This is a genomic window from Limnohabitans sp., assembly GCF_031539105.1.
GTDB lineage: Bacteria > Pseudomonadota > Gammaproteobacteria > Burkholderiales > Burkholderiaceae_C > Limnohabitans.
Window position 1 is genome coordinate 27,595 of the sequence record NZ_JAVKLM010000048.1, and the last position, 12,508, is coordinate 40,102.

Below are 12,508 nucleotides of genomic sequence, written 5' to 3' on the forward strand. Positions count from 1 at the left end.
CCCCCATGAACACCCTGACCCTCACCCCTGCCCTGCGCGCCGATGGCTTTGACACACCGAGCATCCCGCCACGCCCCAGTGCCGGTGAGCTGAGCCGCACACACCAACGCCCCGTGGCGGTGGTCATTGGCAGCGGCTTTGGCGGACTGGCCGCAGCCATCCGCCTCAGCGTCAAAGGCTACGAGGTCAAGGTGTTTGAAAAACTCGATGCCCCCGGTGGCCGTGCCTATGTGCACCACCAAGATGGCTTCACTTTTGATGCTGGCCCCACCATCATCACCGCGCCGTTTTTGCTCGAAGAGCTGTGGGCGCTGTGCGGCAAAAGCTTTGCAGACGATGTGAAGCTGGTGGCCATGAACCCGTTTTACCGCGTGCGGTTTTCAGACGGCACCTGGTTTGACTACAACGGCGACGCCGAGCACATGCGCGCCGAAGTGGCTCGCTTTGAGCCCTCGGATTTGCCCGGCTATGAACGTTTCTTGGAAGAAGCCGAGCGGTGCAAGACGCTGGGTTTCGAGGGCATGGGCGACATGGCTTTTGACAAAGTCAGCGACCTGATGGCCGCCATCCCCGACTTCTTGCGCATGGGCGCCTGGCGCAGCCTGTACACCCTGGTAGCCAAGCACATCCGCAACGACAAGCTGCGTATCGTGATGAGCTTTCACCCGCTGCTGATCGGCGGCAACCCCTTTGCCGTGACCTGCGCTTATGCGCTCATCAATTCGCTGGAGCGCACCTGGGGTGTGCACTCGGCCATGGGCGGCACCGGGGCCATCGTGAAAGGACTCGTCGGTTTATTGGAAGAGCGCGGCGTACCGCTGCGCTGCAACGCGCCCGTGACGCAGATACGAATTGAAGGTGGCCGCGCCTGCGGTGTTGAATTGCAAAACGGCGAATTCGTGCCCGCAGACATCGTGGTCAGCAACGGCGACACAGCCTGGACCTACAAAAATCTGGTGGCCCCAGAGCACCGTCGCGTTTGGACCGACCGCAAGATCGCCCATGGCAAATACTCCATGGGCTTGTTCGTCTGGTACTTCGGCACCTCACGCCAGTACAAAGATGTGCCACACCACATGATGGTGCTGGGCCCACGCTACAAAGGCCTGCTGCAAGACATCTTCAAAAAGCACCAACTGGCCGACGACTTCAGTCTGTATTTGCACCGCCCCACCGCCACCGATCCATCGATGGCACCCGAAGGCTGTGACACCTTTTATGTGCTCTCGCCCGTGCCGCACCTGGACAGCGGCACCGACTGGCCCGCCTTTGCCGAGACCTACCGCGCAGCGATTGCCGAGAGCCTGGAGGCTAGCGTGCTGCCCGGTCTGCGCGACTGCATCGTGACCAGCAAGGTCACCACGCCGCAGGACTTTCACGACAACTTGTGGTCCTACAAAGGCGCGGGCTTTGGCCTGGAGCCCTTGTTGCTGCAAAGCGCGTGGTTTCGTCCCCACAACCGCAGCGAGGATGTGCCAGGCCTGTTTGTGGTGGGTGCCAGCACGCACCCGGGCGCGGGCGTGCCAGGCGTGTTGATGTCGGCCAAAGCTTTGGAATCGGTGGTACCCCATGTCCATGCCTGAACGCGCGCACCCACACACACACACACCAAGCGCAACACCTCACCTGTATGCCGTGATCACGCCCGCTGCGCCTGCGGTGATGAAAGAACTCGACTTCGACTCGCACGACCTGCAAGCCTGTGTGGCCATGATGCAAGGCGGCTCCAAAACTTTCTTTGCAGCCAGCCGCTTGCTGCCACCACGCATCCGCACCGCCGCCATCGCGCTGTATGCCTTTTGCCGCGTGGCTGATGACCTGGTTGACGAAGCCGCCCCCGGCGACACGCCTTTGGTGGTGTTGCAAGCGCGCCTGGATGCCATCTATGCGAGCACACCGCACGACCACGTCGAAGACCACGCCTTGAGCCTGCTGGTGCAGCAGTACAAACTGCCGCGCCATTTGCTGGACGCGCTGATCGAGGGATTTGCCTGGGATGCGGCTGGGCGCACGTATGACAGCATTGAAGACCTGCATGCCTACGGTGCCCGCGTGGCGGGCAGTGTGGGCGCGATGATGGCTTGGATCATGGGCACGCACAACATGGACACCTTGGCGCGCGCCTGCGAGCTAGGCGTGGCCATGCAGCTGACCAACATTGCCCGCGACGTGGGACACGACGCCAGCATTGGTCGCTTGTACCTGCCGCGTCAATGGTTGTTCGAAGCGGGCATCGACCCCGACGCATGGTTGGCACAGCCTAAATTCACACACAGCATTGCCCAAGTGGTGACGCGCTTGCTAGGCGAAGCAGACCGACTCTACAAACAAGCACACTCGGGCATCGCCGCCTTGCCGCCCGACTGCCGCGCTGCCATTTGTGCGGCCAGCATGATCTACGCCGAGATCGGCCACCAACTGCGCCGCGAAGGCTTGGACTCAGTCAACAAGCGCACGGTGGTGAGCACCACACGCAAGCTCATGCTACTGGCCAGCGCTTGGACCCAAGTGCACTGGATCCGCGTGAGCGAACACACGCCTGAGCCGCTGGACGCCATCGTCGACATGGTGCAAGGCTGCCGCAACGCCACGCCGTTCACAGGCCACAAAGCTTTTTTTCCAAACCGCGCCATGCCACAGCGCGTCGCTTGGATGTTCGAGTTGCTTGAGCGCCGGGAAGCAGAGCGTCTGGGCCTCAACAACCCGCAACAAACGACCTAACGCCCGAGGCCACAACGATGAAAGACAACCGCCACAACATCCAGGTGCGTTTGCTGTATGTCAGCCACGCAGTGGGGCCGCAAACCACCACTGTCACCACCAGCATCTTGCTGCAGGCGCAAACACACAATGCGGTGCACGGCATCACAGGCGTGCTGTGTCAAGGCCAGGGTTTCTTTTTTCAAGTGCTGGAGGGCGAACGCAGCCGCGTGAACGCGTTGTACCGACGCATTTGTGTCGACAAGCGACACCACGCCGTAGACGTGCTGCATTACGAAGAAATCAAGGAACGTTTGTTTGGCCAGTGGTCCATGGCATTGATACGGCTGCCCGTGAACGACCCGATGGTCAACAGGCAGCATCCTGAGTTTGACCCCTACGCCACCTCTGGCCCAGAGGTGATGGCGCAGCTGCTGGATTGGGTGGCGACGGGTCAGCCAATTGAGATGACGGGCTCCTGAGCGTCACCCGTCGCTGGTGCCCAGAGCAAAGCCTCTGCGCTGGCCAACTGCTGCTGTTTAGCTGTTGCTTGAAATCAACTTGGCGATCACGGCGATCACCAAGAAAAACGAAGAAAACAGCGCAATGCCAACAGCGTAGTAGGTGCCCGACTTTTGGCGGATTTGAGAAATTGTCAATTTGTTCATGGTTTAAACCTTGTTTTAAAAACGTTCTGTCAAGAAGCATCCGGCGTTTTATGGAATGGACGTTTGGGGCGATTCAACCAATTGGCCACCATGAACGCGCAAAAAACGACAAACATGATGATGAGGATGTGTTTGATTTCCATGGTGTTTTCCTTGTGTTGAGTGAAGATAAAGAGAGTCGCAAAAAATAGGGAATGGATGAACTATAGAGGTGACGCTGGTGTTGCATCAAGTGCACGCCAAGGCCGCATCAACGGGAGCATGGCCCACAGCGTCAGCGCCAGCAACCCAATTTCAACACCATACACGGCTGAGTAACCCACCACCGAACTGCTGCCCAGCGCCACGCCATCGCGCACCAAACCGCCCAGAGCCATGCCGACACCGGCTGCCGTGGCCTGCACAGCGCCCCAAGCACCCATGGCCAAACCGACATGCTCGGGTGGCGCCATTTGCATGGTGGCCGTGAGCGTGCCGTGGGCAAACAAACCGCCACCCAAGCCAATCAAGAAAATGCCCAAGGCAAACAAAACGGGCGAATCTAGCGGGGCCGAGGCGATCACCGCCACAAACGCTGGCACGCCCACCCAAGCCCCCCAACTCGCCATGCGGTAAGCGTCTGCACCACGACTGAGCACCCGCGAGGCCCAAGCAAACCCAATCAAGCCACCCAGCGCCAGCGTGGCGGTGAGCATGGTGGTGGTGGAGACGCTCAAGCCCAGAATCTCGCCGCCATAGGGCTCGAGCAACACATCTTCCATGGTGAAGGCCATGGTGCCCAAGCCCACGGCCAGCAAGCGCCTCAGGGTGTTTGGTCCTTGACAAAACAGTTGCCAGGCTTGAGCGAAGGTGTGCTCAAGCGGCGTACCAGGTTTGCGTGTGCGGCTGCGCGGCTCTTGTTTCCACAGGGCCACCACATTGAGCACCAGCGTCATCACAGCCACAGCTTGCACCACGCGGATCAGCTGACCGGGGCTGTAGTCACGAAGCAAATGGCCCAACATCAAGGCGCTGCCGATCATGCCGACCAGTTGCATCACATACATGAGGCCCACCACCTTGGGTTGACTCTCGGGCGGGGCCAAGTCAGTGGCCAGCGCCAGACCTGCAGTTTGCACCGTGTGCATGCCTATACCCACCAACACAAAAGCACCAGCAGCCCCCACCAAACCCACCCAGCTGGGGGCCTGACTTGACTGGCCTGCACCGGCCAACACCAGCAGGGCAAAAGGCATGATGGAGAAACCACCGAACTGCAGCAAACTGCCCATCCAAATGTAGGGCACACGCCGCCAGCCCAGTTGCGAGCGGTGGTTGTCTGAGCGAAATCCAATGAGCGCACGAAACGGCGCCACTAGCAAAGGCAGGGCCACCATCAACGACACCAGCGTGGCGGGCACTTGCAGCTCCACAATCATCACGCGGTTGAGGGTGCCCACCAGCATGACCATGGCCATGCCGACAGAAATTTGAAACAGCGACAAGCGCAGCAAACGAGACAGCGGCAAGTCATCGCTGGCAGCGTCTGCAAAGGGCAGGAATCTTGGACCCATCGAGGCCAGTGAATTCGCCCATGAGGCATGTGTTTTGGTTTTGGTCATACGTTGGAAAGGCCAAGCGCTTTCGCGCTTGGCCGATCGACGGGTTGCACCCGTTATGTCTTCCCTTTGGCATCTGCCGCGGCAGGTGCCACCAGAGCCACTTTGGCGCTGCCGTTGAGGAAGTTTTTCACCCAGGTGGTGTTCATGGTCAGGGCCAAGTGCACGCTGAAGGACGAGATCGCCACAGCAGCAATGAACACAGGGATGCCAACCGATGGTTTCACCACACACCACATTTTTGCGTAAATCATGAGGTGTCTCCTTTACTTGAGCCAGGGTGAATAGATATAGGCCAGCAGATGGGCAAATGCGGCAATCATGCCGAATATCTGCGTGCCCTGGATGAGATTGCGGTGAATCTCTTCCGATTCGGCCTCGGTCAGTCCCGTTGGCCAGACTTTGTCTGAATTAGACATAGTTTTCTCCTTGCAGAAGACGTGCACGGCCCGCACGAGGGCTATTCAAGGCCACCATGGCCAGGAATGGGGTTACCTTGAAAGCGAGTTCAAGCGTGTTCATCTCAAGCCCGCCTCGGCATGCGCCAAGGCAGCATGGCTTGAACCACCGGTGACACCAAACGCGGCACCGACAGGGTTTCGTGGAAGGCGAGCAAGGGCTCACCTGCGTGATCAAATTGCAGCAAGGCGCGCTGATAAAAGGGCGTGTCTTCCAATTGCTCTTGCACCTGAACAGGTTGCTCACTGCGCATACGGCGATCGATGCGCCAACCCGTTTTGGGCAAGCGTTGAACAGGTGGCGTGTCGATGGTTTCCACTTTGCCTTTGGGCGTGAAGCGCAGCGAGAGCACGCGGTCTTGCGTGTGTGGGGCTTGCATGTCGTAGAACACCAAGGTGCTGCCATCACGCATACGGGCACGCGACCAGTCCCAGGTGTGAAAACCTTGGTCGATGGGTTCGTCGCCCTCGTTCGAATCCAAGTAAGCATGACCCTGCCACTTCAGATCGGGGGAGCTCAACTCGACCTCGATCCGCGACGCTGGCGCCAAAGGCCCCCAGCGGTGTCGGCCAAATGCATCAAGACGCGTCGAGAAGGCGCACAGTTGTTGAGGCCACAGCTTGATACGGCCTCGGATGCGCCGTGGCAGCGGGACGCACACCTCGTTGATGTCGATGGTCAAACAATCACCGTCCCACGCCAGCTGACTCGGACCAATGATGAACGCTTGGGCACTGCGCGCTGAATGTCTGTGGCCTCGCTCAGTCATGGCCCAACGGCCTTTGCCTTTGCTGTAGAGGGCCACATTCAATGCGCAATGGTTGTCGGGGTTCATGCGGCCACGCTGACGCGCCCAGGCGTAATAAGGCGAAAACACACTGCCCACAAAAGCAATGAGGGTGATGCCGTGTTGGCCATCGTCACTCATGGCGTCGATGTACCACCATAGGTAGCCCCCAGCTGGAACATCTTGGTCGAAGCGAGGCTCGCCATCAGGGCCTCGGCCGCACGCTGCCCTGACAAGGCCGCCATCGGCACGCCCGGCCCCGGATGCACGCTGCCCCCCGCCAGAAAGAGGCCCGGCAGGGGCGTGTTGGAGCCAGGTCGGCTGAAGATGCTGGTCCAGCCGTGCGTCGCCTGCCCGTATAGGGCTCCCCCACTGGCTGGAAATCGCCGATGGAAATCCTGCGGCGTGGTGCGCAGACTTTGGGTCGCCGTGGGTTGAAGGTGTAAGCCCAACTGACGCAGGTGTTGAAAAGTGTGTGTTTGGCATTGTTCTAAAGCCTCCTCGGTGATCGCGCTGCCATCACCGCTGGCGGGGGCGTTGACCAAACAAAAAATACGCTCAGCTTGGCCGACTGCCAGTGACGCAGGCCGGTCTTGTGCGCAGACATAAACGGTAGGTTTTTGCGGCAGGCGCTGGCGCTTGAAGATGTCCTCGAACTCACTGGCGTAAGTGTTCTGAAAAAACACGTTGTGGCGGTCAAGTGCCACACCTTCTGTCGCGGTGTGCATGGACCACGTCAAGGCAGACATTGACCGCGGCGGCGCATCGTGAGGCACGGCATGTCGCACCTCGTCACCCAACAAACCTTGCCGCAAAGCAGAGGCATCGCCATTGAAGATGACGCGGTCCGCGGGCAAAAACTCACCCGACTGCAAGCGCACGCCACACACCCTGCCCTGACGCTTTTCAATGCGCTGACAGGTACTGTGATAGCGAAATACCGCGCCACGGCGACGAGCCACGCGGGCCAGCGCCTGAGCCATGCCGACCATGCCGCCTTTGACCGACCAGACTCCGTCCATCTCGACCTGGGCAATCAGCATCAGGGTGGCGGGTGACTCCCAAGGCGATGAGCCGCAATAGGTGGCGTATCGCGCAAACAATTGGCGCAAACGCGGATCGGTGAATTGGTGCCCCAACTGCTGCCACAGGCTGCGCATGGGGCCGAGTTGGGCCAGCACGCCCAAGCCTTTGAAACCTAAGTTCCCCATAAAGCCACCCATGCTGGGGCGCTGGGCACGAATCATCGGGCCTTCTAGGGCAGCATACAACTGGCGCGTGGTGACACAAAAATCTCGGAAGCGTCGCGCTTCGTCGCCACCCGACCAAGCGGCGATGGCCGCTTCGCTGATCTGCGCATCGGCCGATAAATCAAGGCAGCTGCCATCGGGCCAAAAATGCCGCGCCAGCACCTGCAAGGGCGTGATACTCATCTCAGCTTCGACACTGGTGCCCACGCTGCGAAGCAATTCGTCAAACACCCAGCGCATGGTGAACACGGTAGGACCGCTATCGATGTGCGCGCCGTTGACTTCACGGCTGTGCACCTTGCCGCCGGGGTCGCCCGTGGCTTCGACGACCGTGACATCCAAGCCTTGATGCGCTAACACAATGGCGCTGCTCAAGCCACCCATGCCAGCGCCGACGATCACGACGCGGTGCTCAGACATGGCTAACCTCGGGCACAAAGGTATCCGCAACAGAGGGATGACCCACAAGCGCGGCACCGCTGGGAGCCGACGGATGTGCCAACTGAAAACGCTGACCCTGCCACACCCCAGCCATTTGCAGCACTTGCATGCGCACAAAGAGTGATTCAGAAAAAAACTGGTGCTTGTACGCGGCTGCACTGGCCACCTGATGTGCGCCCTGCTGGGCATACTGAACCATGGCCCCCGTGTCTCGCCACAAGCTGAAGGTGCATTGACGCACCAACGGTGCTTCGCCCAAACCCATGGCCAGCAAGCAACCAGGAGCCAGCGACAAATCGGCTTGTGCAGCGGGTGCGTAACGCCAAAACGCCATGGCCTTAGAGGGCACGATGCTGGCCCGTGTCAGCACGGCAAAAGGGGCACTCTGTGAATCGTCACTGCCCTTGTGCTGGCCCAAGGCCTGAGCGCTGCTGGTTTGCCAAGCTTGTTTGTCCCAATGACCTCGGGCCGACTGCACCGCCATCACGCCCGTCCAGCATTCGCGTGCGCGACTGCGGTAGGCCTGCACGGCAGGGCTGTCCAGAAATTGGAGAGCGAGGTCGAGGTGTGTGAAGGTACAAATCAGACCTTGATGCGAGGGGCTGGGTCGCAAGCTGAACCCCCCGCCATGGCCGCTGCCCATGACCTTGACCGTGGTCAAGCCTGGCACCTGTTTGTAGGGGGCACCGCCAGCCACCATCCGCAACCAGCCCCAGCTGCGATGCTGACGCAAAAAATCAACAAGCACCACCACCACCACCCCCGAGAGGGGGTCATGTGGTGGCTGGAGACTGGGCATGAGGTGGTGTCCGACTTGGCGAGTCTGAGGTTTACTTGGCAGACACTTTGGTGTTCAGCAAAGCGGGCTTTTGTAACTCTGGAAAGTCTTTGGCCATCTGCGCACCGTTGAGAGGCTTGTAGGCACCTTGGTGGCAAGTGGCGCAATTGAGCTTGGGCACATCCCCTGTGGGTCCTTTGCGATGGTCCGGGAACACGTCGGTCAAAGATTCCATGTAGCTCGTATTGAGGTCACGCGCCATGCGTATGCCGTGCCAAGCCGTCGTACGTTGAGGCGGACTTTTCTCCCAGCTTTGGAACGACTGTGTGTTGTGGCAATAGGTGCAATTCACGCCCAAAGACGTTGACATGTGGGTCATCAACCCATAGGTCCACTCGGCTTGCTTGATCGACTGGCGGTTACCCGATGGCAGCGCGGTCGGCCCATTGACGCGGATTTTTTCATCACCCAACAAAAATGGCGTGAACGGATCGTTGGGCAGCGAAGACAAATTCACCACGGGCGAAGGCGTGTTTTGTCCCGCCTTGTCCCCGATGAAGTTGGCGGCTTTGGGCTGCGGATCAGACTTAAACCAAACGGCACTAGGCACAGGCTGGCCGCGGTGGCAGGTGTAGCACGTCACACCCGTCTCTGCGACGTGGGGTTTCCAGTCGGCGTTGATGTGTTGCGTCATCTGAATCATCTTGCGCGCCACCACTTTGGTGTACTTGCTGTCGTCTGCAAAATTGGGCAAAGCGTGGCAATAAGCACAGCCCTCTTGCGGCGCCACCCAACTGCTCATAGAGGCCATCAGGCGGTTGAATTCGCCGACGCTCAAGTTGCCTAAAACTTTCACGTTTTTGTACGCTTGCGAAGCCTTGGGGCCATCAGAACCGGGCGAAGGAATGACGAAAGGCGGCTGATTGACTTCGGTCTTGGCTTCTAGCAAACGCGCGTTGTAGACCTGCACCATGCCAGTACCGCGGTAGCCGCTTTGTACCGATTCGGGACTTGGCCGTTCACAGCCTGACAGCGCCAGACCGATCAAGGCTAACCCGAAGCACTTGGCCAAACGGTCCACCCATTGCGGTGTGTTCAGAATAAACGTGTTCATGGCTTGCCTCCGATGCTGAGCGCTGGATCTGTCATCGCTGGGAAAATTTCGGGGTATGGCGGCGCCACACCATGTTTGATGGCCCACAGGTACCAGTTGTCTACCACGGTGCCGGTCAGCAAAATGCCAATGCCACCGGTGATCGGACAAAGAACAGCAAACCACCAAGCCCAGCGGTGAATCGATTCCATGGTTGCGTTGAAGCCCATGGTCCAGCGCCAGAACAAGGCAGCACGTTCCGAGGCAGTGCCGCGATCGGTGATTTGCTCAATTTCGCGTTCACCACCAAAGCGGGTCACGGCCAAAATCGTGGCGCCGTGCATGGCAAACAGCAAGGCTGAGCCGTACAAAAAGACAATCGACAAGGCATGGAACGGGTTGTAAAACAGGTTGCCGTAACGCAGTGAGAATGCGGCCGTCCAGTCCAGGTGAGGAAAGATGCCGTACGGCACGGCCTCGCCCCAAGAGCCCATCAAAATCGGGCGGAACAAGCCCAACACCAAGAACAACCAAATGGCCGCAGCAAAGGCCCATGCGATGTGTGTGCCCATGCCCAGCTCCACCGCACGGCGGTAGGTGCGCGCCCACCACAGCATGACCGAGGCTGTGAAGAACAGGCCCACGATCAAAAACCAACCGCCTTGGTTGAGCGGTGGAATGCTCAGCCCGTAGCTCGGAGGCGGTGGCTCAAGAGACAGCCAAAACAGCTGACGCACAAACTGAATCGGGTCGTAGTTGACCGAGGCCAGCATGTTCATGCCAATCAAGGTGAACGCGATCAGACCGCAAAACAGAGAAGCCAAGCCAAGGCCCCCCAAATAGATCGGCCCCAGCTGGGCGTTACCCAACTTGCCAATCCAATAGCTCAGCAGGGGTTGTCCGGTGCGTGGGCTATTGCCATGCCCAAGTGCTACCCCTTGGTGTACGGGTCCCACGGCTTGCACCGTGGTGAACAGGTTTTGATAATCGGCCATGGGCTGTCTCCTCAATTCTTTAGATTCGGTCTGTGTGTGCAGTCCAACTCAGACAGGCCACTGGGACCAAATGGGCATGTTCAACCACCAGCTCCACCACTCGGGCCAGCCACGGCTCCAGAAGGGACCGCTGAGCACAATGCACAGGGCGCTGAACAGCACGGCAGCCAGTGCCAGGAACAGCCCCAAGCGGTGGATGCCCAGGGTGCCGATGGAGTAACCGATGATGTCGCGGAAGAACGTGTCTTCGTGTTCGGGCGTCTTGACCACGGTGCCCGGTGTGGGGTTGGTGGACGAGAGGATCAGGCCACCGTGCAGCGACAAGGCGAACACACTGGCGAAGAAGAAACTCACGGCGATCATGTGCGCCGGGTTGTAATGAAAGTGCAGGTACTGGTAGCCCACGTTGGACACCCAGTCGAGGTGGCTGTAAATGCCGTAGGGGAAACCGTGGCCCCAAGCACCCATGAGCACAGGGCGAATCACCACCAACGTGAAGTACGCTGAAATAGCGACACCAAAAGCCACAGGGACGTGATAGCCCATGCCCAGCTTGCGACAGATTTCGACCTCACGCAACATCCAAGAGCCAAAGGCTCCCAGTGCACAGACGGTGATGAATTGCCAAAGCCCGCCCTCCATCAGAGGCGCCAGGCGAAGGCCGTAAGACAAATCAGGCGGTGCGATGCTGATCTGCCAAAGGTTCCAGGTCGGGCCTTGTGAGGCTCCCCACAAAATGAGCGCCGTGCCCAGGAACGAAAAGAACAAGGTTGTCACGCCGAAGAAGCCGACGTAAAACGGTCCGACCCAGAAGTCAAACAAATCACCACCCAGCAGGGTACCTCCGCGGACACGGTACTTTTTCTCAAAACTTAGCATGGCCATGGTTGGGTCCTCCTGCTTCAGTGGATCAACAGATGCCGCATTGACACGGGTTCAATGACGGCATCTGAACGGCAAGTCCTGGATCAGGACTTGGGCAAGGTGAGCGAAGCCACCGAAGTCGGCAGCGGCGAGTTTTGCGCCGATGCTGCTACGGGTTTTTTCGCGCCGTCTAGCCAATTGAATTTGTTCGTGCTGAGCAAGATGAGGTGAATCATCGCGGCCAAACCAAACAAGAAAATGCCTTGCAATACCATGGCACGCAAAGGATCGAAAAGTCGCCAAATTCTCCACATGGTGAATCTCCTAAGTGATGTTGGACATGAAGGTGTACACCGCAGCTTTCACGCCATGGCTCATGCTCTTGGCATCCTCTGCACCGGGCAACAGATCACGCCACTGAACGCCGACCAGTTTGACCAGTACGACGAACGCGAAGAGAAATCCGAAACTGATGAAAAAAATAGTCCAGTACGCTTGAGATTCATCCGCACGCGAATGGTCCTCATTGAGATACGTTGTGTTTTGCATGACAGTGACTCCGTCAATCTAGGGTTTAAAAATCAGGCTCTGAATCAGAACCAGGGACGCCACGCCCAGACCAGGATGTGAGCGAATACAGCAACAGCTGTAAAGCCCACGGCGCCTTGCATCCAGTAATGGTGGAACTCCTGGGCTTCCTCATCGGAGAGTCCGGAAATTGATGTCTTGGTGGACATGTTTTGCTCCTTCTAAAGAGGCCTTGCGACCCGGGTTGCGCACAGCCCGCGCAGATGGGCATCCGCAGCCAAAGGCCACGACATCGGATGAGCGGCATCGCACGCGGCGGCACCTGCTGTTGTGTTGTGAAGGATGTG

The 12,508-nt window shown here is 58.9% G+C and carries 16 protein-coding genes; 3 read left to right on the forward strand and 13 right to left on the reverse strand.

Features of this window, described 5'->3' with window-relative positions:
• Positions 1 to 5: 5 nt before the first annotated feature.
• The 3 genes from RMR24_RS13100 to RMR24_RS13110 are packed head-to-tail and all read left to right on the forward strand — an operon-like array spanning position 6 to position 3,182.
• Positions 6 to 1,583 carry a phytoene desaturase gene (locus RMR24_RS13100; RefSeq protein WP_310615526.1) on the forward strand — a complete coding sequence of 526 codons (1,578 nt, stop codon included), beginning with the start codon at positions 6 to 8 and terminating at the stop codon, positions 1,581 to 1,583.
• Positions 1,570 to 2,721, forward strand: coding sequence for a phytoene/squalene synthase family protein (locus RMR24_RS13105; RefSeq protein WP_310615527.1), 1,152 nt, complete (start codon positions 1,570 to 1,572; stop codon positions 2,719 to 2,721). Before RMR24_RS13100 ends, RMR24_RS13105 begins: the two co-directional genes overlap by 14 nt.
• A gap of 17 nt (positions 2,722 to 2,738) precedes the next feature.
• Positions 2,739 to 3,182, forward strand: coding sequence for a BLUF domain-containing protein (locus tag RMR24_RS13110; RefSeq protein WP_310615528.1), 444 nt, complete (start codon positions 2,739 to 2,741; stop codon positions 3,180 to 3,182).
• Between the two features lie 57 nt (positions 3,183 to 3,239).
• Here RMR24_RS13110 and RMR24_RS13115 read toward each other — a convergent pair whose 3' ends face one another.
• The 13 genes from RMR24_RS13115 to pufB (RMR24_RS13175) all read right to left on the reverse strand — a co-directional run bounded on the left by RMR24_RS13115 (position 3,240) and on the right by pufB (RMR24_RS13175) (position 12,370).
• Entirely contained in the window at positions 3,240 to 3,368 is a 129-nt protein-coding gene (locus tag RMR24_RS13115) for a hypothetical protein (protein WP_310615529.1), read from the reverse strand.
• A gap of 203 nt (positions 3,369 to 3,571) precedes the next feature.
• Entirely contained in the window at positions 3,572 to 4,969 is a 1,398-nt protein-coding gene (locus RMR24_RS13120) for a PucC family protein (protein ID WP_310615530.1), read from the reverse strand.
• 53 nt (positions 4,970 to 5,022) lie between these two features.
• On the reverse strand, positions 5,023 to 5,220 hold the full coding sequence (locus RMR24_RS13125) for a light-harvesting protein (protein WP_310615531.1): 198 nt from the start codon (positions 5,218 to 5,220) through the stop codon (positions 5,023 to 5,025).
• A 12-nt stretch (positions 5,221 to 5,232) separates the two neighbouring features.
• Positions 5,233 to 5,385 (reverse strand): light-harvesting antenna LH1, beta subunit, encoded by a 153-nt coding sequence (pufB, locus tag RMR24_RS13130; protein WP_019429105.1) that lies wholly within the window; start codon positions 5,383 to 5,385, stop codon positions 5,233 to 5,235.
• A 104-nt stretch (positions 5,386 to 5,489) separates the two neighbouring features.
• Positions 5,490 to 6,353 carry a carotenoid 1,2-hydratase gene (locus RMR24_RS13135; RefSeq protein WP_310615532.1) on the reverse strand — a complete coding sequence of 288 codons (864 nt, stop codon included), beginning with the start codon at positions 6,351 to 6,353 and terminating at the stop codon, positions 5,490 to 5,492.
• Positions 6,350 to 7,882 carry a 1-hydroxycarotenoid 3,4-desaturase CrtD gene (crtD, locus tag RMR24_RS13140; protein WP_310615533.1) on the reverse strand — a complete coding sequence of 511 codons (1,533 nt, stop codon included), beginning with the start codon at positions 7,880 to 7,882 and terminating at the stop codon, positions 6,350 to 6,352. The genes RMR24_RS13135 and crtD overlap by 4 nt, the downstream gene beginning before the upstream one ends.
• A complete protein-coding gene (locus RMR24_RS13145; protein ID WP_310615534.1) occupies positions 7,875 to 8,702 on the reverse strand; it encodes a hypothetical protein in 828 nt (275 codons plus the stop codon). Before RMR24_RS13145 ends, crtD begins: the two co-directional genes overlap by 8 nt.
• 31 nt (positions 8,703 to 8,733) lie before the next feature.
• On the reverse strand, positions 8,734 to 9,795 hold the full coding sequence (pufC, locus tag RMR24_RS13150; protein WP_310615535.1) for a photosynthetic reaction center cytochrome PufC: 1,062 nt from the start codon (positions 9,793 to 9,795) through the stop codon (positions 8,734 to 8,736).
• Entirely contained in the window at positions 9,792 to 10,769 is a 978-nt protein-coding gene (pufM, locus tag RMR24_RS13155) for a photosynthetic reaction center subunit M (protein ID WP_310615536.1), read from the reverse strand. Before pufM ends, pufC begins: the two co-directional genes overlap by 4 nt.
• A 48-nt stretch (positions 10,770 to 10,817) precedes the next feature.
• Complete coding sequence (pufL, locus tag RMR24_RS13160) at positions 10,818 to 11,654, reverse strand: photosynthetic reaction center subunit L (protein WP_310615537.1); 837 nt, start codon at positions 11,652 to 11,654, stop codon at positions 10,818 to 10,820.
• Between the two features lie 83 nt (positions 11,655 to 11,737).
• Positions 11,738 to 11,947 carry a light-harvesting antenna LH1, alpha subunit gene (gene pufA, locus RMR24_RS13165; RefSeq protein ID WP_100146164.1) on the reverse strand — a complete coding sequence of 70 codons (210 nt, stop codon included), beginning with the start codon at positions 11,945 to 11,947 and terminating at the stop codon, positions 11,738 to 11,740.
• Positions 11,948 to 11,957: 10 nt separating this feature from the next.
• On the reverse strand, positions 11,958 to 12,182 hold the full coding sequence (locus RMR24_RS13170; RefSeq protein WP_310615538.1) for a hypothetical protein: 225 nt from the start codon (positions 12,180 to 12,182) through the stop codon (positions 11,958 to 11,960).
• Between the two features lie 44 nt (positions 12,183 to 12,226).
• Positions 12,227 to 12,370, reverse strand: coding sequence for a light-harvesting antenna LH1, beta subunit (gene pufB, locus RMR24_RS13175; protein WP_310615539.1), 144 nt, complete (start codon positions 12,368 to 12,370; stop codon positions 12,227 to 12,229).
• Positions 12,371 to 12,508: the final 138 nt, after the last annotated feature.

Bases quoted from the DNA above. Each gene is read 5' to 3' on its own strand.
- RMR24_RS13100 (WP_310615526.1), top strand. From the start codon at position 6: ATGAACACCCTGACCCTCACCCCTGCCCTGCGCGCCGATGGCTTTGAC.
- RMR24_RS13105 (WP_310615527.1), top strand. From the start codon at position 1,570: ATGTCCATGCCTGAACGCGCGCACCCACACACACACACACCAAGCGCA.
- RMR24_RS13110 (WP_310615528.1), top strand. From the start codon at position 2,739: ATGAAAGACAACCGCCACAACATCCAGGTGCGTTTGCTGTATGTCAGC.
- RMR24_RS13115 (WP_310615529.1), bottom strand. From the start codon at position 3,368: ATGAACAAATTGACAATTTCTCAAATCCGCCAAAAGTCGGGCACCTAC.
- RMR24_RS13120 (WP_310615530.1), bottom strand. From the start codon at position 4,969: ATGACCAAAACCAAAACACATGCCTCATGGGCGAATTCACTGGCCTCG.
- RMR24_RS13125 (WP_310615531.1), bottom strand. From the start codon at position 5,220: ATGATTTACGCAAAAATGTGGTGTGTGGTGAAACCATCGGTTGGCATC.
- pufB (WP_019429105.1), bottom strand. From the start codon at position 5,385: ATGTCTAATTCAGACAAAGTCTGGCCAACGGGACTGACCGAGGCCGAA.
- RMR24_RS13135 (WP_310615532.1), bottom strand. From the start codon at position 6,353: ATGAGTGACGATGGCCAACACGGCATCACCCTCATTGCTTTTGTGGGC.
- crtD (WP_310615533.1), bottom strand. From the start codon at position 7,882: ATGTCTGAGCACCGCGTCGTGATCGTCGGCGCTGGCATGGGTGGCTTG.
- RMR24_RS13145 (WP_310615534.1), bottom strand. From the start codon at position 8,702: ATGCCCAGTCTCCAGCCACCACATGACCCCCTCTCGGGGGTGGTGGTG.
- pufC (WP_310615535.1), bottom strand. From the start codon at position 9,795: ATGAACACGTTTATTCTGAACACACCGCAATGGGTGGACCGTTTGGCC.
- pufM (WP_310615536.1), bottom strand. From the start codon at position 10,769: ATGGCCGATTATCAAAACCTGTTCACCACGGTGCAAGCCGTGGGACCC.
- pufL (WP_310615537.1), bottom strand. From the start codon at position 11,654: ATGGCCATGCTAAGTTTTGAGAAAAAGTACCGTGTCCGCGGAGGTACC.
- pufA (WP_100146164.1), bottom strand. From the start codon at position 11,947: ATGTGGAGAATTTGGCGACTTTTCGATCCTTTGCGTGCCATGGTATTG.
- RMR24_RS13170 (WP_310615538.1), bottom strand. From the start codon at position 12,182: ATGCAAAACACAACGTATCTCAATGAGGACCATTCGCGTGCGGATGAA.
- pufB (WP_310615539.1), bottom strand. From the start codon at position 12,370: ATGTCCACCAAGACATCAATTTCCGGACTCTCCGATGAGGAAGCCCAG.